The organism is Allobosea sp. BH3, assembly GCF_025499465.1.
GTDB lineage: Bacteria > Pseudomonadota > Alphaproteobacteria > Rhizobiales > Beijerinckiaceae > Allobosea.
Map to the genome: position 1 here is coordinate 634,229 of NZ_JAIMCA010000003.1, position 24,690 is coordinate 658,918.

20 protein-coding genes are annotated in these 24,690 nt (G+C 66.2%); 7 read left to right on the plus strand and 13 right to left on the minus strand.

All coding sequences use genetic code 11. The annotated features are described in order from the left end of the window. Positions 1–18: 18 nt before the first annotated feature. The 6 genes from dnaE to BoBH3_RS11865 form a co-directional block, all read right to left on the minus strand. Positions 19–3,495 (minus strand): DNA polymerase III subunit alpha, encoded by a 3,477-nt coding sequence (gene dnaE / locus BoBH3_RS11840; protein WP_262330987.1) that lies wholly within the window; start codon positions 3,493–3,495, stop codon positions 19–21. Positions 3,496–4,103: 608 nt separating this feature from the next. Then, positions 4,104–4,793, minus strand: coding sequence for an ABC transporter ATP-binding protein (locus tag BoBH3_RS11845; RefSeq protein ID WP_262330988.1), 690 nt, complete (start codon positions 4,791–4,793; stop codon positions 4,104–4,106). A gap of 2 nt (positions 4,794–4,795) precedes the next feature. After that, the gene (locus tag BoBH3_RS11850) at positions 4,796–6,085 is read right to left on the minus strand and encodes a lipoprotein-releasing ABC transporter permease subunit (protein ID WP_262330989.1); all 1,290 of its coding nucleotides are present in this window, start codon (positions 6,083–6,085) and stop codon (positions 4,796–4,798) included. 4 nt (positions 6,086–6,089) lie between these two features. Then, positions 6,090–7,421 (minus strand): proline--tRNA ligase, encoded by a 1,332-nt coding sequence (gene proS / locus BoBH3_RS11855; protein WP_262330990.1) that lies wholly within the window; start codon positions 7,419–7,421, stop codon positions 6,090–6,092. Between the two features lie 145 nt (positions 7,422–7,566). Further along, positions 7,567–8,067: a pantetheine-phosphate adenylyltransferase gene (gene coaD, locus BoBH3_RS11860; protein WP_262330991.1), complete on the minus strand. Its 501-nt coding sequence runs from the start codon at positions 8,065–8,067 to the stop codon at positions 7,567–7,569. A gap of 40 nt (positions 8,068–8,107) precedes the next feature. Continuing rightward, complete coding sequence (locus tag BoBH3_RS11865) at positions 8,108–8,230, minus strand: hypothetical protein (protein ID WP_262330992.1); 123 nt, start codon at positions 8,228–8,230, stop codon at positions 8,108–8,110. Positions 8,231–8,385: 155 nt separating this feature from the next. Here BoBH3_RS11865 and BoBH3_RS11870 point away from each other — a divergent pair, with 155 nt between their 5' ends. Next, positions 8,386–10,260, plus strand: a complete 1,875-nt coding sequence (locus tag BoBH3_RS11870; protein ID WP_262330993.1) for an ABC-F family ATP-binding cassette domain-containing protein — start codon at positions 8,386–8,388, stop codon at positions 10,258–10,260. 258 nt (positions 10,261–10,518) lie between these two features. On the opposite strand, the gene BoBH3_RS11875 is transcribed toward BoBH3_RS11870, so the two are convergent. After that, positions 10,519–11,229: a nucleoside deaminase gene (locus BoBH3_RS11875; protein ID WP_262330994.1), complete on the minus strand. Its 711-nt coding sequence runs from the start codon at positions 11,227–11,229 to the stop codon at positions 10,519–10,521. Between the two features lie 299 nt (positions 11,230–11,528). Between BoBH3_RS11875 and BoBH3_RS11880 the strand changes: the two genes are divergently transcribed. After that, the gene (locus tag BoBH3_RS11880; RefSeq protein WP_262330995.1) at positions 11,529–11,735 is read left to right on the plus strand and encodes a hypothetical protein; all 207 of its coding nucleotides are present in this window, start codon (positions 11,529–11,531) and stop codon (positions 11,733–11,735) included. A 157-nt stretch (positions 11,736–11,892) separates the two neighbouring features. Here BoBH3_RS11880 and BoBH3_RS11885 read toward each other — a convergent pair whose 3' ends face one another. From BoBH3_RS11885 to BoBH3_RS11895, 3 genes are all read right to left on the minus strand, one after another. Further along, positions 11,893–12,306 carry a hypothetical protein gene (locus tag BoBH3_RS11885; protein ID WP_262330996.1) on the minus strand — a complete coding sequence of 138 codons (414 nt, stop codon included), beginning with the start codon at positions 12,304–12,306 and terminating at the stop codon, positions 11,893–11,895. Then, a complete protein-coding gene (locus BoBH3_RS11890; protein ID WP_262330997.1) occupies positions 12,303–12,755 on the minus strand; it encodes a DNA polymerase III subunit chi in 453 nt (150 codons plus the stop codon). The genes BoBH3_RS11885 and BoBH3_RS11890 overlap by 4 nt, the downstream gene beginning before the upstream one ends. A 110-nt stretch (positions 12,756–12,865) precedes the next feature. Then, the gene (locus tag BoBH3_RS11895) at positions 12,866–14,359 is read right to left on the minus strand and encodes a leucyl aminopeptidase (RefSeq protein ID WP_262330998.1); all 1,494 of its coding nucleotides are present in this window, start codon (positions 14,357–14,359) and stop codon (positions 12,866–12,868) included. A 159-nt stretch (positions 14,360–14,518) separates the two neighbouring features. Here BoBH3_RS11895 and lptF point away from each other — a divergent pair, with 159 nt between their 5' ends. The 5 genes from lptF to rsmA all read left to right on the plus strand — a co-directional run bounded on the left by lptF (position 14,519) and on the right by rsmA (position 21,327). Further along, entirely contained in the window at positions 14,519–15,712 is a 1,194-nt protein-coding gene (gene lptF / locus BoBH3_RS11900; RefSeq protein ID WP_262330999.1) for an LPS export ABC transporter permease LptF, read from the plus strand. Continuing rightward, positions 15,712–16,803 (plus strand): LPS export ABC transporter permease LptG, encoded by a 1,092-nt coding sequence (gene lptG, locus BoBH3_RS11905; RefSeq protein ID WP_262331000.1) that lies wholly within the window; start codon positions 15,712–15,714, stop codon positions 16,801–16,803. Before lptF ends, lptG begins: the two co-directional genes overlap by 1 nt. A gap of 37 nt (positions 16,804–16,840) precedes the next feature. Continuing rightward, the gene (locus BoBH3_RS11910) at positions 16,841–19,414 is read left to right on the plus strand and encodes an LPS-assembly protein LptD (protein WP_262331001.1); all 2,574 of its coding nucleotides are present in this window, start codon (positions 16,841–16,843) and stop codon (positions 19,412–19,414) included. A gap of 66 nt (positions 19,415–19,480) precedes the next feature. Further along, positions 19,481–20,482, plus strand: coding sequence for a 4-hydroxythreonine-4-phosphate dehydrogenase PdxA (pdxA, locus tag BoBH3_RS11915; protein ID WP_262331190.1), 1,002 nt, complete (start codon positions 19,481–19,483; stop codon positions 20,480–20,482). Continuing rightward, positions 20,479–21,327 (plus strand): 16S rRNA (adenine(1518)-N(6)/adenine(1519)-N(6))-dimethyltransferase RsmA, encoded by an 849-nt coding sequence (gene rsmA / locus BoBH3_RS11920; RefSeq protein WP_262331002.1) that lies wholly within the window; start codon positions 20,479–20,481, stop codon positions 21,325–21,327. The genes pdxA and rsmA overlap by 4 nt, the downstream gene beginning before the upstream one ends. A gap of 97 nt (positions 21,328–21,424) precedes the next feature. Here rsmA and gmk read toward each other — a convergent pair whose 3' ends face one another. The 3 genes from gmk to mltG form a co-directional block, all read right to left on the minus strand. Continuing rightward, positions 21,425–22,078 (minus strand): guanylate kinase, encoded by a 654-nt coding sequence (gene gmk, locus BoBH3_RS11925; protein ID WP_262331003.1) that lies wholly within the window; start codon positions 22,076–22,078, stop codon positions 21,425–21,427. A gap of 6 nt (positions 22,079–22,084) precedes the next feature. After that, positions 22,085–22,966 carry a YicC/YloC family endoribonuclease gene (locus tag BoBH3_RS11930; RefSeq protein ID WP_262331004.1) on the minus strand — a complete coding sequence of 294 codons (882 nt, stop codon included), beginning with the start codon at positions 22,964–22,966 and terminating at the stop codon, positions 22,085–22,087. A gap of 204 nt (positions 22,967–23,170) precedes the next feature. After that, positions 23,171–24,517 carry an endolytic transglycosylase MltG gene (mltG, locus tag BoBH3_RS11935; protein ID WP_262331005.1) on the minus strand — a complete coding sequence of 449 codons (1,347 nt, stop codon included), beginning with the start codon at positions 24,515–24,517 and terminating at the stop codon, positions 23,171–23,173. Positions 24,518–24,690: the final 173 nt, after the last annotated feature.

Sequence of the window (24,690 nt, forward strand, 5' to 3'; positions counted from 1 at the left end):
CGGCCTTCCCGGAGCCTCCTAGAGCATCTCGACACTGACGACGCCCGGCGCGGCGCGCACAGCGTTGGCGATTTGCTGGTTGACCGGGAACTTGCCGGGCAGCTCGATCTCGACCTCCTGCGCCCCCTCGTCGAGGATCATCACGATCGAGACCTTGCCCTCGGCACGCGTGCCCTCACGGGGACGGATACGCTCCGCAATGGAGGCGACCGCCTTGTCGTCGCGCAGATAGATCAGCAGGTCCTGCTTCTGGCGCGAGGCGAGATCGTCGAGCACCTCGACCCCCTCGATGCGCGGGCGGACATCCTCGCCGTCGAGCACGGCGGAGAGGCGCAGCACCAGCGCCCTGCCCGGCTCGAGCAGATCGCGGAACTTCATCAGCCCCTCAGAGAACAACACGGCCTCGAACTGGCCGCTCGGGTCCGAGAGGTTGACGATACCCATCTTGGAGCCGGACTTGGTGCGTCGCTCCGACTTGTCGATGACCGAGACCGCGACCTTGCCGACACCGGTGCCATTCGCCCGCACGACCTGCGCAAAATCGGCATAGCGCTGCACCCGCAGGCGCTTGAGGACGTGCTCGTAGTCGTCGAGCGGATGGCCGGAGAGGAAGAAGCCGACCGCCTCGTGCTCGCGCTTGAGCTTCTCCGCCGGCGCCCAGGGCTCGACCTGCGGGATGCGGAAGGCTTCCGGGACAGCGGCCCCGCCGAGCAGATCGAACTGGCCGGCAGCCGCCTCGTCGCGGGTGCGGTTCGAGAGGGCCAGCATGCCGTCGATTGCGGCCATGGCGCGCGCCCTGTCGGCTTCTAGCTCGTCGAGCGCGCCGGCGGCGATCAGCGCCTCCAGTGTGCGGCGATTCACCAGCCTGGTATCGATGCGTCGTGCCAGATCTGCGAGATCGCGGAAGGGGCCGGCCGCCTGCCGCGCCGCGACCAGCGCTTCCACCGCCGCCCGGCCCACGCCCTTGATGGCGCCCAGCGCATAGAAGATCTTGCCCTCGGCAACATCGAACTCAACGCCGGAATGGTTGATCGCCGGCCGTTCGACCTTGATGCCGAGCCGCTCGGCATCGCGGCGGAATTCCGAGAGCTTGTCGGTGTTGCCCATGTCGAGCGTCATCGACGCCGCCAGGAACTCCACCGGGTAATTGGCCTTCAGGAATGCGGTTTGGAACGCGACCACCGCATAGGCGGCCGCGTGGCTCTTGTTGAAGCCGTAGTCGGCGAACTTCGCCAGCAGGTCGAAGATCTCGGAGGCGATGTCCTTCTTGATGTTGTTGTCGATCGCGCCCTTCACGAAGCGGTCGCGCTGGGCGTCCATCTCCGCCTTGATCTTCTTGCCCATGGCGCGGCGCAGCAGATCCGCCTCGCCGAGCGAATAGCCCGAGAGCGCCTGCGCCACCTGCATCACTTGTTCCTGGTAGACGATGATGCCGTGCGTCTCACGCAGATAAGGCTCCATGCCGGGATGGAGATAGGTGGGATCCTCCTGACCGAGCTTCCGGCGGCAATAGGTCGGGATGTTGTCCATCGGGCCCGGCCGGTAGAGCGCGACGAGCGCGATCAGGTCCTCGATACGGTCCGCCTTCATCTCGACCAGCGCCTTGCGCATGCCCGCCGATTCCACCTGGAACACGCCGACCGTCTCGCCGCGAGCCAGCATGGCGTAGGTGGTGGGGTCGTCGAAGGGGAGTTGCGCGAGGTCGATCTGGATGTCGCGCTGGGCGATCAGCTTCACCGCCGTGGTCAGCGTCGTCAGCGTCTTGAGGCCGAGGAAGTCGAACTTCACCAGCCCGGCCTGCTCCACCCACTTCATATTGAACTGGGTGACGCGCATGCCTGTGCGCGGATCGACCGACAGCGCGACGAGCTGCTCAAGCGGCCGATCGCCGATCACCACGCCTGCAGCGTGAGTCGAGGCATGGCGGTGAAGCCCTTCCAGCTTCTGGCCGATTTCCAGCAGCCGCGCGACGATCGGCTCCTCCTCGGCCGCCTGCTGCAGCTTCGGCTCGCCCTCGATCGCCTCCTTCAGCGAGATGGGCTTGGCGGGGTTCTGCGGCACGAGCTTGGTCAGCTTGTCGACCTGGCCGTAGGGCATCTCCAGCACGCGGCCGACATCACGCAGCACGCCGCGCGCGAGCAGCGTGCCGAAGGTGATGATCTGGGCGACGCGCTCCGCCCCGTAATGATGCTTCACATATTCGATCACCTCTTCCCGCCGGTTCTGGCAGAAGTCGATGTCGAAGTCCGGCATCGAGACGCGGTCCGGGTTGAGGAAGCGCTCGAAGAGCAGGCCGAAGCGCAGCGGATCGACATCGGTGATCGTCAGCGCATAGGCGACGAGCGAGCCCGCGCCCGAGCCGCGGCCCGGCCCGACCGGAATGTCCTGATTCTTCGCCCATTTGATGAAGTCGGAGACGATCAGGAAGTAGCCCGGGAATTTCATCCTGGTGATGATCGAAAGCTCGAATTCGAGCCGCTTCTCGTAATCCTCGACGTTGAAGCCCTCGGCCGGGCCGTGCTTGGCAAGCCGCGCGGCAAGGCCGGCGCGCGCCTGCTCCTGCAGCTCCTCGGCCTCGTCGCGCCCCTCCTCGCCGAAGCGCGGCAGGATCGGCTTGCGGGTCGAGACGCGCCAATGGCAGCGCATCGCGATCTCGACGGTGTTCGCCAGCGCCTCCGGCAGATCGGCGAAGCGCTTCTTCATCTCGGCCCGCGAGGCGAAATAGTGCTCGGGCGTGACCCGGCGGCGCGTGCCGTCCGAGACCAGCCGGCCCTCGGCCACGGCGAGCAACGCGTCATGGGCGTCGAAATCGGCCGGCTTGGCGAAGAAGGGCTCGTTGGTAGCGACGATCGGCAGATCGGAATCATAGGCGAGGCGCAGGAGATGCGCCTCCAGCGCCGCCTCGTTCTCGCGGCCGTGGCGCTGCAGCTCGACATAGAGCCGGTCGCCATAGATGCCGACAAGCGTCGCCAGCCGCGAGGCCGCCAGCGGGCGCTGGCCATTGCGGAGCGCCATGTCGACCGGCCCGTCCGAGCCGCCCGTCAAAGCGATGAGACCGGCATGATAGGCCGCGAGCCGCTCGACGGTGGTAACGGGCTGCCCTGCCCCGCCGCTGGCGAGCGCCGCCTCGCTGACGAGCTTCATCAAATTGCCGTAGCCGGCCTCGTCCATGGCCAGCAGGACGAGATGCGGCAGGCGCTGCTGCTGGACGGGCCTGCGCCCGCCTTCGCCGCCTTCATCGGCGAAATCGACCGAGAGCTGCACGCCGGCGATAGGCTGCAGGCCGGAGCCCGCGAGCTTCTCTGAAAACTCCAGGCCGCCGAAGAGATTGTCGGTGTCGGTCAGCGCCATGGCCGGCTGCCCGTCCGCCGCCGCGAGCTTCGTCAGCGTCGCGATGGTCATGGCGCCTTCGAGCAACGAATAGCTCGAATGGACATGCAGATGGACGAAGCCGATCTCCGACAGGATGCGCGCCTCGTCCGCTTCCCGAGCCATGTCCCTCTCCTGCCGCCCCTCGGGCGACTCGCCGATCCTCGGAATTCTTATGGGGCGTCAGCGGGGCCGGCGTCGAGAATTCCTTTGCCGGCCCTGTGGATGGCCGGCCTCATAAACAGCTCCTGCCGCTATCGGGCAGGAGCGCGATCAAACATGCGGGAAAGAGAAGATCGCGGCCCAGAGCCAGATCATGCCGAGGAAGACACCCAGCGAGGCAACCTCGGCAAGGCCTACGGCGATTTTGCGCGCTGCAGTCATGTGAACCTCCGTTGTTTTCGATATGTTCAGTTTAGTTCGCGTTTTGTTCTCGTCAATGATTGAGAAAGAATTCGGGCTTGCCGGCCGCCGGAAGAGTTAATGAAATATTGACACGACAACGATGTCGGGATGACGGCTCCAGGCGCCTCAGTGCATCGGCACAGTAAAGGCGGGTCATCTCGGACCTAGCAAAGCGGAGATCCGGGATCCATTCCTGAACCTCTTACGGAAGCGTTCCGACATGAATCCCGGGTCAGGCCCGGGATGACGCCGTGGTTCCGCATAAAGCCGTCATGCGCCAGCGACGAAGCAATCCAGAGGGCGTGGCGCGCGATGAGAGAAGAACCGCCTCAGGTCAGCGGAACCACGCGCCCTTCGCGGATCGTCACGCGCCGGTCCATCTGGCGGGCGAGTTCGAGGTTGTGCGTCGCGATCAGCGCCGCCAGCCCGGAGGCGCGCGCCAGTTCCATCAGCGTGCCGAAGACATGCTGCGAGGTATGCGGGTCGAGATTGCCGGTCGGCTCGTCGGCCAGCAGCAGGCGCGGCCCGTTGGCGACGGCGCGGCCGATGGCGACGCGCTGCTGCTCGCCGCCCGAGAGCTCGCCCGGCAGATGGTCGAGCCGCTGGCCGAGGCCGAGGAAGCTCAAGAGCTCGGTCGCGCGTTCCTCGGCGACCTTGCGGTGAAGGCCACGGATGCGCTGCGGCAGCACGACGTTCTCCAGCGCGGTGAACTCGGGCAGGAGGTGATGGAACTGGTAGACGAAGCCGATCTCGGTGCGGCGCAGCCGCGTGCGCCCGGCGTCGTCGAGCTTGGTCGTGGCGAGCCCGCCGACGAATACCTCGCCGGCGTCGGGCTTCTCCAGCAGGCCGGCGACATGCAGCAGCGTCGACTTGCCGGTGCCGCTCGGCGCGACCAACGCCACGACCTCGCCCGGCCAGAGTGCGAAATCGGCCTTGCGCAGCACCTCCAGCGGCGCATCGCTCTGCGGATAGAAGCGCTCCACCTGCGAGAGGAAGAGCGTGGGCATCTCCTGTGCCATGCTCAGCCCATCCTCAGGGCTTGCACGGGGTCGAGGCGCGCGGCCTTCCAGGCGGGATAGAGCGTCGCCAGCAGCGAGAGCGTCAGCGCCATCACCACCACGCTGACCACCTCGCGCCAGTCGGTGACCGAGGGGATGTCACTGAGGAAGCGCACCGTGGGGTCCCAGAGATTGGCGCCGGTGATCCAGTTCAGCACCGCCATGATCGACTTGATGTTCTTCGCGAAGAGCACGCCGAGGATGAGGCCGCCCAATGTACCTACGACGCCGATCGCCGCCCCGGTCATCAGGAAGACCCGCAGCACCGTGCCGCGCGTCGCGCCCATGGTGCGCATGATCGCGATGTCCTCGGTCTTGTCCTTCACCAGCATGATGAGGCCCGAGACGATGTTGAGCGCCGCGACCAGCACGATCAGGGTCAGGATGATGAACATCACGTTGCGCTCGACCTCGAGCGCGTTGAAGAAGCTGCGATTGCGCTGACGCCAGTCGGAGAGGACGAGCGGGCGCGGTGCATCGGCCTCGATGGCATCGCGGACCGACTGGGTGCGGTCAGGATCGTCGACGAAGATCTCGATGACGTTCACGTCGCCGTCGCGGTTGAAATACGCCTGGGCTTCGGCCAGCGGCATGTAGACGAAGGTGCCGTCGAACTCGGTCATGCCGATCTCGAAGATCGCCTTCACGGGATAGGCCTTGATGCGCGGCGCCGTGCCGAAGGGCGTCGAGGCCCCTTGCGGCGAGACCAGCGTCATCGAATCCCCGACCTGGATGCCGAGCGCGTTGGCGAGGCGACGGCCGATGGCGACGCCCGGCTGCTCGTCGAAGCCGTCCAGCGTGCCCGCCCGGATGTTGCGGCCGATGAAGGGAATCGCCTTGATGTCGGCCTCGTGCACGCCGCGGACGAGCACGCCGTTATTGCCGGTCTGCGAGGAGGCGAGCGCCTGCCCCTCGACCAGCGGCAGGGCCAGTTGGACTCCGCGGATCTTGCGCAGCCGCTCGGCCACGCTGTCGTAATCATCGAGCGGGCGATCGATGGGCGTCGCGAAGATATGGCCGTTCACGCCGACGATCTTCTCCAGCAGTTCCTTGCGGAAGCCGTTCATCACCGACATCACGATGATCAGCGTCGCGACGCCGAGCAGAATGCCGAGGAAGGAAAAGCCGGCGATGACCGAGACGAATCCCTCGCGCCGGCGCGTGCGCAGGTAACGACCGGCCAGAAGCCATTCGAAGCCCGCGAAGGCCTTCGTGCCGGTCGGGATATCTCCGCTGTCGGCGACGGCGCTCATGTCGTTACGCCGCCCGGCCCTTGAAGCGGTCGAGCGCGGCTTCGAGCGAGACGAGCTCGCGCTCGCCGCCGGCACGGCGCTTCAGCTCGACCTTGCCCTCGGCCAACCCCTTCGGGCCGACGATGATCTGCCAGGGCACGCCGATCAGGTCTGCCGTGGCGAACTTGGCGCCCGGCCGATCGTCGGTGTCGTCGAGCACGGCGTCGTAGCCCTTGGCGAGCAGGTCCCTGTAGATGCGCTCCGCCGCGCCGTCGGTCGCGGCGTCGCCGGCCTTCAGGTTGATGACCGCGATGTCGAAGGGCGCGATCTCCTCGGGCCAGACGATGCCGGCATCGTCATGGCCGGCCTCGATCAGCGCCGCGACGAGGCGGCTCGGCCCGATGCCGTAGGATCCGCCATGCAGGAGCACGGGCTGGCCGTCGGGCCCGGCGACCGTGGCGCCCATCGGCTCGGAGTATTTCGTGCCGAAATAGAAGATGTGGCCGACCTCGATGCCGCGCGCCGAAACGCGCTTGTCTTCCGGCACCGCCTCGAAGGCGGCCTTGTCATGCATTTCCTCGGTCGCGGCGTAGAGGCTCGTCCACTTGTCGAAGACGCCCTGCAGGCCGGCGACGCTGTCGAAGTCGGTATCAGCGGCGGGGGTCTCGAAGTTCAGGTAGTCGCTGTGGCAGAAGACTTCGCTCTCGCCGGTCGAGGCGAGCACAATGAATTCGTGGCTAAGATCGCCGCCGATCGGGCCGGTATCGGCCTTCATCGGGATCGCCTTCAGGCCGAGCCTCGCGAACGTGCGCAGATAGGCGGTGAACATGCGGTTATAGGCGTGGCGCGCCGAATCCTTGTCGAGATCGAAGGAATAGGCGTCCTTCATCAGGAACTCGCGCCCGCGCATCACGCCGAAGCGCGGACGGACCTCGTCCCGAAACTTCCACTGGATGTGGTAGAGGTTGAGCGGCAGGTCCTTGTAGGACTTCACGTAGGAGCGGACGATCTCGGTGACCATCTCCTCGTTGGTCGGCCCGTACAGCATGTCGCGATCATGCCGGTCCTTGATGCGCAGCATCTCCTTGCCATAGGCGTCATAGCGCCCGCTCTCGCGCCAGAGATCGGCCGACTGGATGGTCGGCATCAGGATCTCGACGGCGCCCGAGCGGTTCTGCTCCTCGCGGACAACGTTGCTGATCTTGTTGAGGACGCGTAGGCCCAGCGGCAGCCAGGAATAGATGCCCGCGGACTGCTGGCGGATCATGCCGGCGCGCAGCATCAGCCGGTGCGAGACGATCTCCGCCTCCTTGGGCGTGTCGCGCAGGAGGGGCAGGAAATAGCGGGACAGACGCATCGTCAAACCTGTCGGAAAGCATGGCGCGGGAATCGCGCCGGGATCGAAATTTACGAGTCGCTTCGGCCCAGAGACACCATCGCTCAAGCTGAAATGCAAACCATAATCAGCAGAGAACGGCGGAAGATGGCGAAGTTGTGCCGCCTTACGCCTTCGCGAAGCGCGCCTTCAGCGCCGCGAGCACCGGCGTCGGCACGAAGGGCGAGACATCGCCGCCCATCGCCGCGATCTGGCGCACCAGCGTCGCCGTGATGTAGCGCACGCCCGGCGAGGCCGGCAGGAAAACGGTCTGCACGTCAGGCGCCATGGTGCCGTTCATGCCGGCCATCTGCATCTCGTAGTCTAGATCGCTGCCGTCGCGCAGGCCGCGGATGATGATCGAGGCCCCTGCCCGACGCGCGGCATCGACCGCGAGATCGTCGAAGGTCACGACATCGAGCACCGCCCCCTTCGCAGCCAGCAGCGGCGTTGCGACCTGCCGCAGCAGATCGGCGCGCTGCTCGACCGAGAACATCGGTGTCTTGCCCGGATGCACGCCGATCGCCACCACGAGCCGGTCACAGAGGCCGGCAGCCGCGGCAATGACGTCCGCGTGACCATTGGTCACCGGGTCGAAGGAGCCTGTGTAGAAAGCGATGCGTGCCATGGTTCCAGCGTTAGCGGCTGGCCCGGAGGACGACAAGCTCTCAGGCAATAGGCACGACCGCCACGAGCGCGGCCGCGCAGCCGACGATCATCGAGACGAGAACCATGAGGGACGCGGCCGCGGAGAGGCGGCGCGGGTAGGCGAAAGGCTGGTCGGCATGCATGGGCACGATCCTGCGAATCAGCGAATACCAATCTCTGGTTGCGTGCGGGTGGCGCCGGGCGCCCGCGTGGCAAGATCGTGACTAAACCGTGACGGCGCCCTTCCGGTTCCAGCGTTCCATTGCGTTTTCGCGCGGTTCACGCCAAACCCCGCGCCATGCTGACGATCAACGACATCACCTACCGCCTGGGCGAACGACTCCTGCTCGACCATACCGGCGCGGCCATTCCCGACGGCGCGCGCGTCGGCTTCGTCGGCCGCAACGGCACCGGCAAGACCACGCTGTTCAAGATCATCACCGGCGACCTCGGCACCGAGAGCGGCAATATCAGCCTGCCCAAGGGCCGGCGCATCGGCGGCGTCGCGCAGGAGGCGCCGGGTGGCCCCGAGACGCTCATCGAGGTCGTGCTCGCCGCCGATACCGAGCGCACCGCGCTGATGAAGGAATCGGAGACCGCGACCGATCCGCACCGCATCGCCGAGATCGAGACGCGCCTCGCCGACATGGGCGCGCACTCCGCCCCGGCCCGCGCCGCGATGGTGCTGCACGGTCTCGGTTTCAACGAGGAGGCGCAGCAGCGCCCCTGCTCCGATTTCTCGGGCGGCTGGCGCATGCGCGTCGCGCTCGCGGCCGTGCTGTTCTCCGAGCCCGACCTCCTGCTGCTCGACGAGCCGACCAACTATCTCGACCTCGAAGGCACGCTCTGGCTCTACGACTATCTGGAGCGCTACCCGCATACCGTGATCGTCATCAGCCACGATCGCGAGCTGCTCGACACCTCGGTCGATCACATCATGCATCTCGACCAGGGCAAGCTCACGCTCTATCGCGGTGGGTATTCCTCCTTCGAGAAGCAGCGCGCCGAGAAGCAGATGCAGCTCGCCCGCGCCAAGGAGAAGCAGGACGCCGAGCGCAAGCACCTGCAATCCTTCGTCGACCGCTTCAAGGCCAAGGCGACCAAGGCGCGGCAGGCGCAGTCCCGCGTCAAGCGGCTGGAGAAGATGCAGACCATCGCGGCGATCGTCGACCGCGACGTCCAGCCCTTCGTCTTCCCCGGCCCGGAGAAGCCACTCTCGCCGCCAATGATCGTGCTGGAGGATGCGAGCGCCGGCTATGGCGAGCGCAAGGTGCTGTCCCGGCTAAATCTCTCGCTGGCGCCGGATGACCGCATCGCCCTGCTCGGCTCGAACGGCAACGGCAAATCGACCTTCTGCAAGCTGATCGGCGGGCGACTTCCCGCGATGGCGGGCGAGATGAAGAAGTCGAGCAAGCTGGAGACGGCCTATTTCGCCCAGCACCAGCTCGACGAGCTTCGCATCGAGGACACCCCCGTCGGCCATCTGCGCGACCTGATGCCGGACGCGCCCGAGGCGAAGGTCCGCTCCAAGGCGGCGCAGATCGGCTTTCCGGCGTCGAAGGCGGACACACCGGTGAAGCTGCTCTCCGGCGGCGAGAAGGCGCGGCTGATGCTGGGGCTGGCGACCTTCCATGGGCCGCATCTGCTGATCCTCGACGAGCCGACGAACCATCTCGACATCGACAGCCGCACGGCGCTGGTCACCGCCATCAACGACTATCCGGGCGCCGTCATGCTCGTCAGCCACGACCGGTTCCTGATCGAGGCCTGCGCCGACCGGCTCTGGCTCGTCTCGGGCGGGACGGTGAAGAATTTCGACGGCGACATGGAGGATTACCGCTCCTATGTGCTCGATTCGGCGAAGGCCGAGCGGCGCGGCAAGCCTGCGCCGGAAGCCGGCGCTGCCAAGCCGAAATCGGATGAGCGCAAGGAAGCCGCGACGAAGCGCGCGGCACAGGGGCCGCTGCGCCAGAAGCTCAACCTTGCGGAAGCACGCATCTCCAAGCTCACCGGCCTGATCGAGAAGGTCGACGCCGCTCTCGCCAACGGCGCCTTCGCCCGCGAGCCGGACAAGGCACTGCAGATTTCCCGCCAGCGCGCAGAGCTGGCCGAGGCGCTGACGGCGGCTGAAGAAGAATGGCTGGCGCTGGGCGAGGAGCTGGAGGGGGCTTGAGCCTTCCCGGCGAGGCAGCCGCGACGCCTCTTTCCTTCTCCCGGATGGGAGAAGGTGGCGCGGAGCGCCGGATGAGGGCCTTCGCTACCCGCAGAGGGTTCCACGGCGTCGCTGCTTGACGATCAACGGCGGTCCCTCACCCCTACCTCTCTCCCACACGGGAGAGGAGTTCCCCGCGCTTCATCCACGTCGGGTCTGGAGGCCACCGTCACTCTAGAGCCCCCAGCTCTCGCCGCGGGACTCTCAAGCACCCGCCCCTCAATAAGGATGGCGATCCTTCTTGTTCGTCCAGGCCTCATAGGCCTTGAGGCCGACCTCGCGCTCGAAGTTCTCGCTCACCTTGATCCGCCGGTCGGCCCACGGCTTGGCGAAGTCCTCGTACTGGAAGGCGTCGTCGAAGCCGATCGCGCTGGTGTCCTTCAGGCTCGCGGCGAAATAGACGTGGTCGATGCGAGACCAGTAGATCGCGCTCATGCACATCGGGCACGGAGCACCGTTGATGTAAATCTCGCAGCCCTTGAGCATGCGCGCACGCTCCGGCACGGGATCGGGCGATCCGGCCTCGCGCGGGATCATCTCCAGGATCGTGCCGGTGCCGTATTCGCTGCCGAGCAGCGCCTTGGGGTTGAGGCGGGCCGAGGCGTCCATGATCGCGGTGATCTCGGCGTGGAAGACCGGGATGCCGGTGAGGAGCACGCGGTTCTGTCCGCGCCCGATGATCTGCCCATCCTTGACGATGACGGCGCCGAAGGGACCGCCCCAGCCCTTCTCCACCGACTCGATCGCCAGACGCGTCGCCTCTTCCATGAACTTGCGCTTCTCGGGCGAAGGCGTGGCGGCGACGGCTCGCGTTACCGGAAGTCCCGCCGCGCCGAGGGCCATGGCCGCCGTGAAGAACTGGCGGCGGCCCGGATCCTCCGGCGCGTCGCAGCAGAATTCATGGGCAGTGGTGCAGGAGCAGCTCGGCATCGCATTCCAACCTTCGGTAGGCCAACTCAAGCCGGGCGCGCCACCGCGCCGGGCGACAGCCCATGCTGGATCTGCCGTTACGGCACTTAGCCTCCCAAGTGCTGTAGACGCGTTAATTCAAATGGTTGGTTGCTGGCGAACGGGCTGAATCAGCGATCCGCTGGCGCATCATCTCGGCCCGCGTGTCGCGCATGGCCCGTCTGAAGATGTTGGACGCGTCCCCGTTCTGTGAGCCGTATCACATTCAGTTTCCGCGAATTGCGTATCCATGGCTTCCAACTGAGCCGCGGAGCGCGCCCATGTCCCCCACCTTCGATCAGAAAATCGCGCTGTTCCATCGCAGCGCCATCCAGCAGATGAAAAGAGCGGGACTATCGGCCTACATCCTGAGGGACGACGGAAGCGTGATCCGCTTCAAGCCCGACGGAAAAAGAGAGCTCATCGTCTCTTCGTCAGCTTTCCGAGGACACGTGAAACCGGGCGCGTGCGCACTGCCTACAGGTTGAAGGCAAAGGCGAAACCGCGTCGAAATTCGAGTGGCAGCCGCGGATGCGGCGGCGCCATCGCACCCGCGGATCGATGCCCCCCGACGGGCACGACAGATTCAATCGGCCGCAATGTGCCGAGAGCAGATCCGACCAACTGGCATCACGGACGTACCGCTCAGCCCTCCCCGCCCGGCTTCACGATCCGGCTCAGGCGGTTGTCGGTGAAGAGATAGAGCTCACGTCCGCCTGGCTCGGAATAGAGCACCTGCACTTCGCGCTGGCCCTTGCCGCTCTCGCCGATCAGCACGTCGGTCGGTGCCTTGGCCTTGATCTTCACCAGCTCGCATTCGGTGATGCCGGGCGCGATCTCCTGCGGCAGCGGACGCGTCGAGGGATTGAGCGAGGCGCCGACGCTGCACTCGCCTTCCGGCGTCAGCACCGGCTCCCGCGTCGAGACGCCGATGCTGCCGGTCGTGGTCGTCGTCGTGGTGACGCCCCGCTTCGTCTCGGACTGGAAGGCGAAACCGCCCATGTCGACGGAGCAGCCCGCGAGCGCGGCGGTGCAGAGAAACAGGATAGGCAGTCTCACGCTTTCTTCTCCCAGCGGCCGGCCTCGTCCTGCTGCCAATAGCTGGCGGCATGGCCCGAGGCGCGGGCCTTCTTCCAATCCTCGCGGGCGGCATCGAGCGCCTCGGGATCGTCTCCATCGAATATCAGAACGACGCGCTCGTAGGCATCCATTGCGTCGGGAATGCGAACGCCGTCGGCGCAGACCCTGACCGCGGCCGCGTTCGGGTTATGCGCCTGCGTCGTCAACACCACCGGGTTCGAGGGCGCATCGGCCTCCAGCGCCGTCACATGCGGAAGGAAGCTCTCATCCGCATAGGTCCATAGGTGATCGTCGATCACGCTCAGCCGCTCCTGGCTCGACACCTCGACGACGACCTTCTGCCCGCGCGAAAGCGCGCGGTCGACAATCGTCGGCAGCACCTGCTCCAGCGGGCGGGACTGCAAATGGAAGAACAGGATTTCAGCCATGTCGGTTTCAGCGGCTACCGCCATTGCGAGGAGCGAAGCGAACGAAGCAATCCACGCACGGCAGAGCTCTGCGCTCCCCTGGATTGCTTCGCTTCGCTCGCAACGACGTGTCAGCCTTCGTAATGTTCCGCCACCAGCCGGTCGAGCAGGCGTACGCCCCAGCCGGGGCCCCAGGAGCGGTTGATCTCGGAGTTCGAGGCGCCCATTCCGGTACCGGCGATGTCGAGATGGGCCCAGGGCGTATCATTGACGTGACGCTGCAGGAACTGTGCCGCCGTGATCGAGCCGGCATGGCGCCCGGAGGAGTTCTTCATGTCGGCGAACTTTGAATCGATCATCTTGTCGTAGGCCTTGCCGAGCGGCATGCGCCAGACGGTCTCGCCGGTCGCCCGGCCGGCGGCACCGAGCCTCTCGGCCAGCTCGTCGTTGTTGCTGAACAGGCCGGCATTCTCCTGCCCGAGCGCGACCAGGATCGCGCCTGTCAGAGTCGCGAGATTGATCATGAAGCGCGGCTTGAAGCGCTCCTGCGTGTACCAAAGCACATCGGCCAGCACGAGCCGGCCCTCGGCGTCGGTGTTGATGATCTCGATGGTCTGGCCGGAGAGCGAGGTGACGATATCTCCGGGCCGCTGGGCGTTGCCGTCCGGCATGTTCTCGACGAGGCCGATCACGCCGATGGCATTGACCTTCGCCTTGCGGGCCGCGAGCGCGTGCATCAGGCCGGTGACGCAGGCCGCGCCCGCCATGTCGCCCTTCATGTCCTCCATGCCGGCGCCGGGCTTCAGCGAGATGCCGCCCGTGTCGAAGGTGACGCCCTTGCCGACGAAGGCGACGGGCTGCACGCCGTCCTTGGCGCCGTTCCAGCGCATGATGGCGACGCGGCTTTCGCGGCGTGAGCCCTGGCCGACGCCGAGCAGCGCGCGCATGCCGATCTTCTTGAGGTCCTTGTCGTCGAGGATCTCGATCTCGACGCCGAGCTTCTTCAGCTTGGCTGCGCGATCCGCGAACTCCTCGGGGTAGAGCACGTTCGGAGGCTCGTTCACGAGGTCGCGCGCCAGCACGACGCCCGAAGCGAGCGCGTCCGCCGTCTTCAGCGCCTTCTTGAGGGCGGCCTGATCAGCAGTGCGCAGCGTCACGGCATAGGGCGCAGCCTCGTCCTTGTCCTTGCTCTTCGTCTTGTAGCGGTCGAAGGCATAGGCGCGCAGCTTGAGGCCGAGCGCCAGATCGGCGCCCTGCCCCGATGCGACCTCGCTCTCGCCCAGTGCCAGGACGATCTCGGCGCTGCGGCCGGCGCCGAGCCGGCCGGCGATGGCGCCGCCCAGCTTCACGAAATCGAGCGTGGCCCTGTCGTCCTCGGGACCGGTGCCGACCACGATCAGGCGCTCATAGGCCGCGCCTTCCGGCGCCGGCAGCGTCAGCCCGCCATAGACCTTGCCCTTGAACCGCTCGGCCGCCGCCGCCCGCGTCAGCAGCGCCTGCGCGCCCTCGCCTGCCAGCACCTCGGCCGCCGCGGCCAGGGCCAGCTTGTCGGAAACCAGGACCACCAGATCCTGTCCTTCGACGGCGTTCAGGGCTTTGATATCGAGCTTCAGGCGCTGCGACATGATCCGCTCACAATCTTGGGAGAACTGGTCAGGAAGGATACGAGGAGGACAGGCGCGACACGATTCCCGTTTGCGCCGTGACCGCGCCTATACCATAGGGTGTGTCCGACTAACCACCTCGGGAGGCCGCGAGTCTCCCGAACCGCCGGAAAGCGACGCGTGCTGCTGAACCGCCTCGACCGATACATCCTGAAGATCGCGGCGGTGGCAGCGATCGTGCTGCTGCTCGGCCTGACAGGTGTCATCTGGGTCACGCAGGCGCTGCGCGAGGTCGATCTCATCACCGGCAAGGGCCAGACGGTCCTGATCTTCCTGACCGTCACGCTGCTCTCGCTGCCGGCGCTCATCGCGGGCATCGCCCCGGTCGCGCTGTTCATGTCGACGCTCTACACGCTCAACAGGCTCAACGGCGATTCCGAGCTGATCGTGATGAACGCCGCGGGCGTGGCGCCGCATCGCATTACGCGTCCGTTCATCGTGCTGACGATCGCGACCTCGCTCGTCGTCGCCTGGATGACGATCTCGGTGATGCCGGCCAGCTTCCGCATGCTGCGTGACCTGATCACGCTGATCCGCGCCGATTTCGTCGCCAACGTTGTGAAGGAAGGCCAGTTCGTCTCGCTCGATTCGGGCGTGACCTTCCATTACCGCGAGAAGGCGGGCGACTCGCTAGTCGGCATCTTCATGCAGGATCGCCGCGACCCGGCGCAGCCCTCGATCTACCTCGCCGAGCGCGGCCGCACGGTCGAGGCCGAGGGCCAGAGCTTCCTCATGCTGGAGAAGGGCACCATCCAGCGCGAAGCCAAGAACACCAGCACGACGTCGATCATCTCCTTCGAGCGCTACGCTCTGAACCTCTCAGCCCTGACGGGCGACACAAGCGGCGGCCCGGGCGAAGGCGACGGCGACAAGGTGATCTACAAGCCGCGCGAACGCTCGACCTGGCAGCTCCTCACCCAGGATAAGAACGAGAGCTACTACAAGATCCAGGAAGGCCGGTTTCGGGCCGAGCTGCACAACCGCCTCTCCTCCCCGCTTTATCCCTTTGCCTTCATGCTGATCGCCTTCGCCGCGATCGGCGAGGCGCGCACCACGCGCCAGGGCCGGGCTTTCGCGATCCAGGCCGCCATCCTGATCGTCGGCGCAACGCGAATCGCGGCCTATGCCGCCTGGACCGCGAGTGTGCGCTCGCCCTTCGCCGCCGCGCTGCTCTACATCCTGCCCATCGTTGCCATCCTGCTGGCCACGGCGCTGATCTTCCATGGAGAGCGGCTGCGGCCGATCATCACCCGCCTGACCGCTCCGCTCACCCTGCCGCTCATCGCCTTCGCGGCCCGTTTTCGGCGCGCCTGATGCTGCTCTTCACGACCTTCGGGCGCTATCTGACGAAGCGCTTCGCCCGCGCCATCTTCAGCGTCTTCGGCACATTTTTCTTCCTGATCGGCACGCTCGATTTCGTCGAGCTGATGCGTCGCGCCGGCGATTCTCCGATCGCAACGACGCCACGCATCGTCCAGCTCGCGCTGTTTCGCGCGCCGGCGGTCGCCGAGCAGATATTCCCCTTCGCCGCGCTGTTCGGCGGCATGTTCGCCCTGCTGACGCTGAGCCGTAAGCTCGAGCTCGTGGTGGCGCGCTCCGTCGGCGTCTCGGCCTGGCAGTTCCTGCAGCCCGCCGCAGTGGTGGCCGGCGTGGTCGGCCTGTTCTCGATCATGGTCTACAACCCTGTCGCCGCCGACCTGAAGCGCAAGGCCACCGCGCTGGAGACCCGCCTCTTCGTCCGCAGCGGCGGCAACGTCAGCCTCTCTAAGGAGATCTGGCTGAGGCAGAGCAGCGTCGATGGGCAGGCGATCATCCGCGCCGCCGGCGCCATGCCCGACGAAGACGGGCTCTCGCAGGTGGCCTTCTTCCTGTTCAATCGGGACGGCAGCTTCAAGGAGCGAATCGACGCGCGCCAGGCGCTGTTACGACCCGGACACTGGGAGCTGACCGACGCACGCAACACCTCCGCGTCGGAGGAGCCGCAGACCTATGCCAACTATGTGATCGCAACGACACTAGAGCCGGAACAAATGCGCCAAAGCTTCACGCCGCCGGACGCGGTGGGCTTCTGGTCCATGCCGGCAGTGATCGATCGCACCCAGCGAGCCGGCCTCGACACGACGCCGTATGAGCTTCGATATCAAGCACTTATGGCGCGCCCGCTGCTGCTGATCGCCATGGTGCTGGTGGCAGCATCCGTTTCTTTAAGATTTTTCCGATTTGGTGGTGTGACCAAGCTGGTGATAGGTGGCGTCGCGGCTGGGTTCGTGCTCTATGTTGCGACACAACTGTCGGAGGAACTCGGATCGTCGGGGATCGTCAATCCGATCGTAGCGGCGTGGCTACCTGCAGCATTGGGAACAATGCTCGGGGCGCTCGCTCTCCTTCACCAGGAAGACGGGTGAAATATACTGTGCCTATGGTTAATTTTGGGTTGAGCGGATGGGTCCAGGGGTAAAACGCGCCGCGCGCTTTGCCGCAGCGACCGCTCTCGCCACCAGCCTGGCTTATCTGCTGGTGGCGCCGGCGCACGCCCAGAATCGGGCGGCGGGCGCCAAGCCGGCGCCTGCTGCTGCTGCTACCGCCACTCCGGCCAAGGCGCCGGATCGGATGGTCGTGGATGCGCGCGAACTCGTCTACGACAACGACAAGAAGACGGTCGCGGCCGTCGGCGACGTCCAGATCCTGTACCAGGGCCGGACGATCGAAGCCGATCGCGTGATCTACGACCAGGCCGGCAAGCGCGTCACCGCCATCGGCAATGCCCGCATCACCGAGAGCAACGGCACGGTCATCACTGGCGACAGGTTCAACCTGACCGACGATTTCCGCGACGGCTTCATGGATTCGCTGCGCGTCGTGAACCCGGACAAGACGCGATTCTCGGCGCCGCGCGCCGAGCGCACGGACGGTGAGACCTTCGTCTTCGAGAAGGGCATCTACACGGCCTGCGAACCCTGCAAGGACAACCCGGAGCGACCGCCGCTCTGGCAGGTTCGCTCCGCCCGGATCATCCACAAGAAGTCCGAGCAGACGATCTACTACGAGGATGCGCGGCTGGAATTCGCCGGCATCCCGATGGCCTACATCCCCTATATGTCGGGGCCGGATTCGACGGTGAAGCGGAAGTCCGGCTTCCTGGCGCCGACGCTCTTCAACACCTCGGCGCTCGGTTTCGGCGTCGGCCTGCCCTATTTCATCAACCTGGCGCCGAACTACGACCTGACGGTCACGCCGACCTATCTCAGCCGGCAGGGCTTCCTCGGCCAGGCCGAGTGGCGCCACCGGCTGATGAACGGCTCCTATTCGATCCGGGCCTCGGGCATCTTCCAGCAGGAGCCGAGCGCGTACTTGCCAAGCCCGCTCGGGCCGGCCGACAAGGACTTCCGCGGCGCGATCGAGACGACCGGCAAGTTCTTCATCAATCCGCGCTGGAACTTCGGCTGGAACATCGCGATGTCGACGGATCGGTGGTTCTACAAGAACTACCGCATTCGCAGCGAGAGCCTGAGCAGCATCAGCTATCTTCAGGAAGTGACCTCGACGGCCTATCTGAACGGACAGAGCGAGACGGCCTGGTTCGATATGCGCGGCTATTATTTCCAGCCGCAGAATTATCAGGACTGGCAGAAGCAGCAGCCCGTCGTGCTGCCGGTGATCGACTACGACAAGCGTGTCCACAAGCCGTCCTTCCTCGGCGGCGAAGTGGAGTTCAACGTCAACATCACCAGCCTGACGCGGGACACGGCCGCGTTCTCGGAACTGCCCGCGCAGAAGACCTATCTGCTCACGAACCCCTATTCCCTCTATGACGGCTGCGCGGTCTACCAGAAGGACCAATGCCTGGTTCGCGGCCTGGCCGGGAACATGTCGCGCGCGACGGTGCAGGCCTCCTGGCGGCGCAACTTCATCGACCCGCTCGGCCAGGTCTGGACGCCTTATGCCTCGCTGCGGGCCGACCTCTTCTCGATCAACCCCGACACCAGCGGCGTCATCAACTCGCGCGTCACGACCATCGCCGACACTTCGGACGAGGTCTTCGGCCGCGTGATGCCGGCCATCGGCCTGATGTATCGCTATCCCTTCGTCGCCAAGACGGACTGGGGCACGCATATCATCGAGCCCGTTGCCCAGATTGTGGCGCGCCCGAACGAGACGAACAGCCTGAGGGTCGCCAACGAGGACGCGCAGAGCCTCGTTTTCGACGCCAACAACCTGTTCGAATGGAGCGGCAAGTTCTCGGGCTACGACAGACTCGAGGGCGGCACGCGCGCCAATGTCGGCGCGCTCTACACCGGCCGCTTCGGCAAGGAGGCCTTTGCCAACCTCCTCATCGGCCAGTCCTACCAGATCGCTGGGCGCAACTCCTTCTCGAGTGGTGATCTCCTCAATACCGGGCTGAATTCCGGCCTGGACACCGACACCTCCGACATCGTCGCCCGTGCTCAGTTTTCTCCCTTCAAGGGCCTCTTCCTGACGGGCGCGACGCGCCTCGACTCGACCACCTACGAAGCTCAGCGGATCGACGCCGCGGCGACCTATTCGAACAAAATCTTCTCGGCCTCGATCGGCTATGGCCGCTACGAGCCACAGCCGGAACTTGGAATCTCGCGTCGCCGCGAGGGCCTGTCGCTGAACGGCTCCGTGAACGTCACGACGAACTGGAGCGTCCGCGCCGGCGTGCTGTTCGATCTCGACAAGTACAAGTACGACCGCGAGCGCTATCGCGATCTCTACGCGTCCTATCTCGCGGCGCCGACCGTCACCGCCATGCCGGTCTACCCGAATACCGGCCCCTTCCAGACCGCATCGACCTCGTTCGGCCTGAACTACACCGATGAATGCACGGTCTTCGACATCCGGTACCTGCAAAGCTACGCCGACCGTCAGGCGGGTTCCACGAAGGATACCCGAACGATCATGTTCCGCCTCGAACTGCGTACTCTGGGTGAAATCAGCTACTCGCAGAACATCGGCGCCGCCTCGACCAGCGATGGCGTCAGCTCCAGCCAATGACTGACCGGGCCTGAGGCCCGGTCGATCCTTCGATCCGCGGAGATCGTCTTGTCTGCGGAGGTTCTCTTGCCGGCATTGCCGCTTGCGCTGACACAGGGCGACCCGTCCGGAATCGGGCCGGAGCTCACCTTGCGCGCATGGCAGGAGCGCCACGCGCGAAATCTGCCCGCCTTCGCCTTGATCGGCAGCCTCGACCACCTCGCCCGGACCGCCGAAAGGCTGGGCTGGGACGTGCCGTTGCTGGCCTGCGACTGGGCCGAAGCGACCGATATCTTCCCCGAATCGCTACCCGTAATCCCGCTCGAAGGAGCGACCGGGGCCGAGCCGGGCCGGCCGGACCCGGCCACAGCGGCAGGAACGATCGCCTCGATCGACCGGGCGGTCGCCGCAGTGCGGCGTGATGAAGCATCCGCCGTCGTGACCAATCCCATTGCCAAATCGGTGCTCTACCAGGCTGGCTTCAGGCATCCGGGCCATACCGAATACCTCGCTTATCTGGCTGCCGACGCGGGCGTCGAGCCGCGGCCGGTGATGATGATCTGGTCCGAGGAACTGGCCGTGGTTCCGGTCACGATCCATGAGCCGCTCAGGCGCGTGCCGAACCTTCTCACCAAGGAGCTGATCGTCGAGACCGCCCGGATCGTCGCCCGTGACCTCCAGAAGCGTTTCGGCATCGCTGCGCCACGTCTGGCTCTCAGCGGCCTCAACCCCCATGCCGGGGAAGGTGGAGCGATGGGCGAGGAGGACCGGATGGTCATCGAGCCCGCCATCGCCGCCTTGCAGGCCGAAGGCATCGATGCGCGCGGCCCTTACCCGGCCGACACCATGTTCCATGCCCGCGCGCGGGCCGGATATGACGTCGCGCTGGCGATGTATCACGACCAGGCGCTGATCCCGATCAAGACCATTGCCTTCGACGATGGCGTCAACGTCACGCTCGGCCTGCCCTTCATCCGCACCTCGCCGGACCACGGCACGGCCTTCGACATCGCGGGCAAGGGCATCGCGCGGCCGGACAGCCTCTGTGCCGCCCTGAAGCTCGCAGCGCGGATGGCGGCCTCCTCATGAGCCAGATCGACGACCTGCCGCCGCTGCGCGAAGTCGTGGAACGCCACGGGCTGATGGCGCAGAAGGCGCTCGGCCAGAACTTCCTGTTCGACCTCAACCTGACGAGCCGGATCGCACGCTCCGCCGGTCCGCTCGAAGGCGAGACCGTCGTCGAGATCGGCCCCGGCCCCGGCGGGCTGACGCGGGCGCTGCTCGCCAACGGCGCAGGCCGGGTTATCGCCATCGAGCGCGATCGGCGCTGTCTGCCGGCGCTGGCCGAGATCGCGGCGCATTATCCCGGCCGGCTTGAGATCATTGACGGCGATGCGCTGGCCGTCGACCTCTCGCCGCATCTCAAGGGCGGGCGGGCGAAGATCGTCGCCAACCTGCCCTACAACATCGGCACGCCGCTGCTGGTCGGCTGGCTCAGCCTCGAGCCCTGGCCGTCCTGGTGGAGTTCGCTGACCCTGATGTTCCAGCGCGAAGTGGCGGAGCGGATCGTCGCGTCTCCGGAGGAGCGGGCGGATTACGGACGCCTTGCCGTGCTCTCCAACTGGCGCTGCGAGACGAGAATCCTGTTCGACGTGCCGCGCAGCGCCTTCGTGCCGCCGCCGAAGATCACCTCGTCGATCGTCCAGCTCCTGCCACGCGAGAACCCGGAACCCTGCGAGCGGCGTCTGCTGGAGCGGGTCACGCTTGCCGCCTTCGGCCAACGCCGCAAGATGCTGCGGCAGAGCCTCAAGGCCGTTCTGCCTGATCCAGCGCAGATCATTGCCGCAGCGGGCCTGTCCGAAACCGCGCGGGCCGAGGAGATTCCGGTCTCGGGCTTCGTCAGGCTTGCGAACGCGCTGGGCGAGAGGTTGTGAAAATCCGCCGTCGTGTCCAGGCTTGACCCGAGCATCTCAGGATGAGAACGCGCCGGTTTAGATGTCCAGGTCGAGCCCGGGCATCACGAGCCAAGGACTACGGCAGCTTTTCCGACAGCAGCTGCTCGACGAAAGCCTCCATGCCGACCGCGCGGCTGCGCTTCAGGCGCTCGGCGGCGAGGATCGAGCGCACGGCCTCATAGGCCTTTTCGAGATCGTCATTGACGATGACGTAGTCGTAGACCGTCCAGCGCGCGATCTCCTCGCGGGCATTGGCGAGACGCTTGGCAATGACGTCCGGCGCATCCTCGGCGCGGCGCACGAGGCGCGAGCGCAGCTCCGCCATCGAGGGCGGCAGGATGAAGATCGAGACGACATCCTCCCGCGCCTTTTCGAGAATCTGCTGCGTGCCCTGCCAGTCGATATCGAAGAGCACGTCCCGGCCGGCCCTCAGCGAGGCCTCGACCGGCTTGCGCGGCGTGCCGTAGCCGTTGCCGTGAACCTCCGCCCATTCCAGCAGCTCGTCGCGCTGGCGCATGTCGTCGAACGTCTCGCGGTCAATGAAATGATAATGCACCCCGTCGATCTCGGAGGGCCGCTTCTGACGCGTGGTCACCGAGATCGACAGGTCGAGATTGGTTTCGCTCGCCGATTTCGAGAGCGTGCGCGTCAGCGTCGACTTCCCCGCGCCCGAGGGCGAGGACATGATCATGATCAGGCCGCGGCGGGCCGGGCGTGCGGTTTCGGCCATCGATCCTTACTCCACGTTCTGAACCTGCTCGCGCAGCTGGTCTACCACCGTGCGCAGCTCCAGACCGATGCGGGACAGGCCCGGATCATTGGCCTTGGCGCAGAGCGTCGAGGCCTCCCGACCGAACTCCTGCGCCAGGAAATCGAGCTTGCGGCCGATCGGTCCACCCTTCGCGAGCAGCTCCCGCAGAGCCGCGACATGGGCGTGCAGCCGGTCGATCTCCTCGCGGATGTCGGCGCGCACGGCGATCAGAGCCGCTTCCTGATGAAGCCTCTGCGCGTCGAAGCCGCTACTGGCGCCGAGCAAGGTCTCGACCTGCTGGGCGATACGGGCCCGGATGGCCTCGCTGCTGCGCGCCGGATGCGCCTCCGCCTCGGCCGCCAACCCGGCGATCGTCTCGAGATGGCCGAGCACGATGGCTTCGAGCGCGCGCCCCTCCGCCAGACGGGCCTCCTTCAAGGCGAGCGCCGCGGCCTCCAGACCGGCGAGAGCCGGCGCCTCGACGGCGCCGAGCACGTCCTGGGCCTCGTCGGCATAGTCGACGACTCCACGGATACCGAGCAGGCCGTCATAGGATGGCGGGTTGATGCCGGCTGCCGGCCGCAGACGCTCCACGGCCTGAAGCAGCGCAGCAAGCACTGCCTCGTTGACACGCGGGCGCGGCGGACCGGCATCGCTGGTGACCGCGAGATTGACGTGGAGGGTGCCGCGGGCAAAAGCCCCGGCGAGATGCTTGCGCGCCGCCTCGGCCAGCACCTCGAAGCCGGGCGGAACGCGCACGCGCAGATCGAGCCCGCGCCCATTGACGCTGCGGATCTCCCAGGCCCAGCCATGGACGCCGGCCGTGCCCGCCTCGCGGGCGAAGCCCGTCATGCTCTCGATGGCCATGCCTTTACGGTCTCCTTGGCGTCGGCCGGCAAGCGAAACCCGCTTCCCGGAAAAATCGGACGCAGAAACAAAAAGCCAAATCGACCTTTCGCACCCGGGCGGGCGCGCGGCGATCTGGCAATGCGCGGGACCGTAGTGGCGCCACTCAGCCGCGGCAAGCACCGCAAGGCTTGAAAATGGGGATGGTCCGCCCTCGCCGCCGCCTCAAGGGTTCTTGAGCTGCGGCACCTGCTTGGGCGAGTTCAGGTCGAAGGTCTTATTGAGCAGCGGGTCGCGCGCCGTGCCCTCCGAGGCATCGAAGGCCCGGGCACGCGTTCCCGCAACGCCCGCCGGCTGGGCAAGCGGCGCTCCGGCATTGTCGCTCGCGGGCTGCGTCGTGGCCGGCGCCTCGGTGCGGTTATCAGGCGACGGTGGCGGCTCGACCCGGTCGACGGTCTCGGACGCAGGCGGCTTGCTGCCCTGCTGGTTGCGTGTCGACTCGATCTGGCGCCAGCGGCCGACATTGCGGTTGTGCTGCTCCAGCGTCTCGGCGAAGGCATGGCCGCCGCTGCCATCCGCGACGAAGTAGAGATCCTTGGTCCGCGAATGGTTGACCACGGCTTCCATCGCCGCCCTGCCGGGATTGGCGATCGGACCCGGCGGCAGCCCGTCGATGACATAGGTGTTGTAGGGCGTCGCCTGGGTGATCTCGTTGCGCTGGATCGGCCGCCCCAGCGTACCCTTGCCGCCGACGATGCCGTAGACGATCGTCGGATCGGACTGCAGCTTCATCTTGCGATTCAGCCGGTTGATGAAGACGCCGGCGACACGCGGGCGCTCGTCGGCGCGGCCGGTTTCCTTCTCGACGATGGAAGCCAGCACGACGAGATCCTGCGGCGTCTTCACCGGCAAATCCGCGGGCCTACGCTCCCAGATGCGGGCCAGAACCACGCGCTGGTCGCGGGCCATGCGATCGAGAATCGCCTGCCGCGAGAAGCCACGCGGAAAGCGATAGGTATCGGGCAGGATCGAGCCTTCCTTCGGCGCCTGCGAAATCTCGCCGGTCAGGAGCTCGTTGTCGCGCAGACGGGCGACGATCTGCTCGCTCGTCAATCCCTCGGGGACGGTGATCGAATGCTCGACGACCTTGCCGCTGGAGATGATGTCGAGGATCTCCTGCGGGCTGACGCGGGCCTTGAACAGATATTCGCCGGCCTGGAGCTTGTGCCAATCCCCGCCCATCATCGCCGAAACGCGGAAGCTCAGCGGATGCTCGATCAGCCCCTCGCGCTGGAGAAGTTCGGCGATCTCGGTCAGCCCGCTTTCCTTGGGGATGATCAGAACGCGGTCGCTGGCCAGCGGGCCCGGCGACTTGCTCTGGTTCGAAACGACCGCGATTCCCGCGCCGATGACGCCAGCCAGGACGAGCGCGACGGTGAACAGGCCGCTCAGCATCGACAGGAACGGGCTGCTGCGGCGACGCCGGCGGGCTTTCGGCGGCGGCGCCGGCGGAGCTACGGGCTTGAGGGCCTCGCTCGGGCTTTTCGGGGCGACGCGGGGCGTATCGTTCACGTTCAGGTGGCTCGCAGCACGGGGTAGACGATTTCGGCTTGAACCGGCCCCGGGCGCCGGCCTCAGCAAGGAGCCGGCCGCGCCAAGTCGCCGATCCGGCATTAGAACCGGTTTCCTCGCGGCTGTGAACGCGAAATCGCCCACCACCGACTCGGAGCGTCGATTCTACCCAA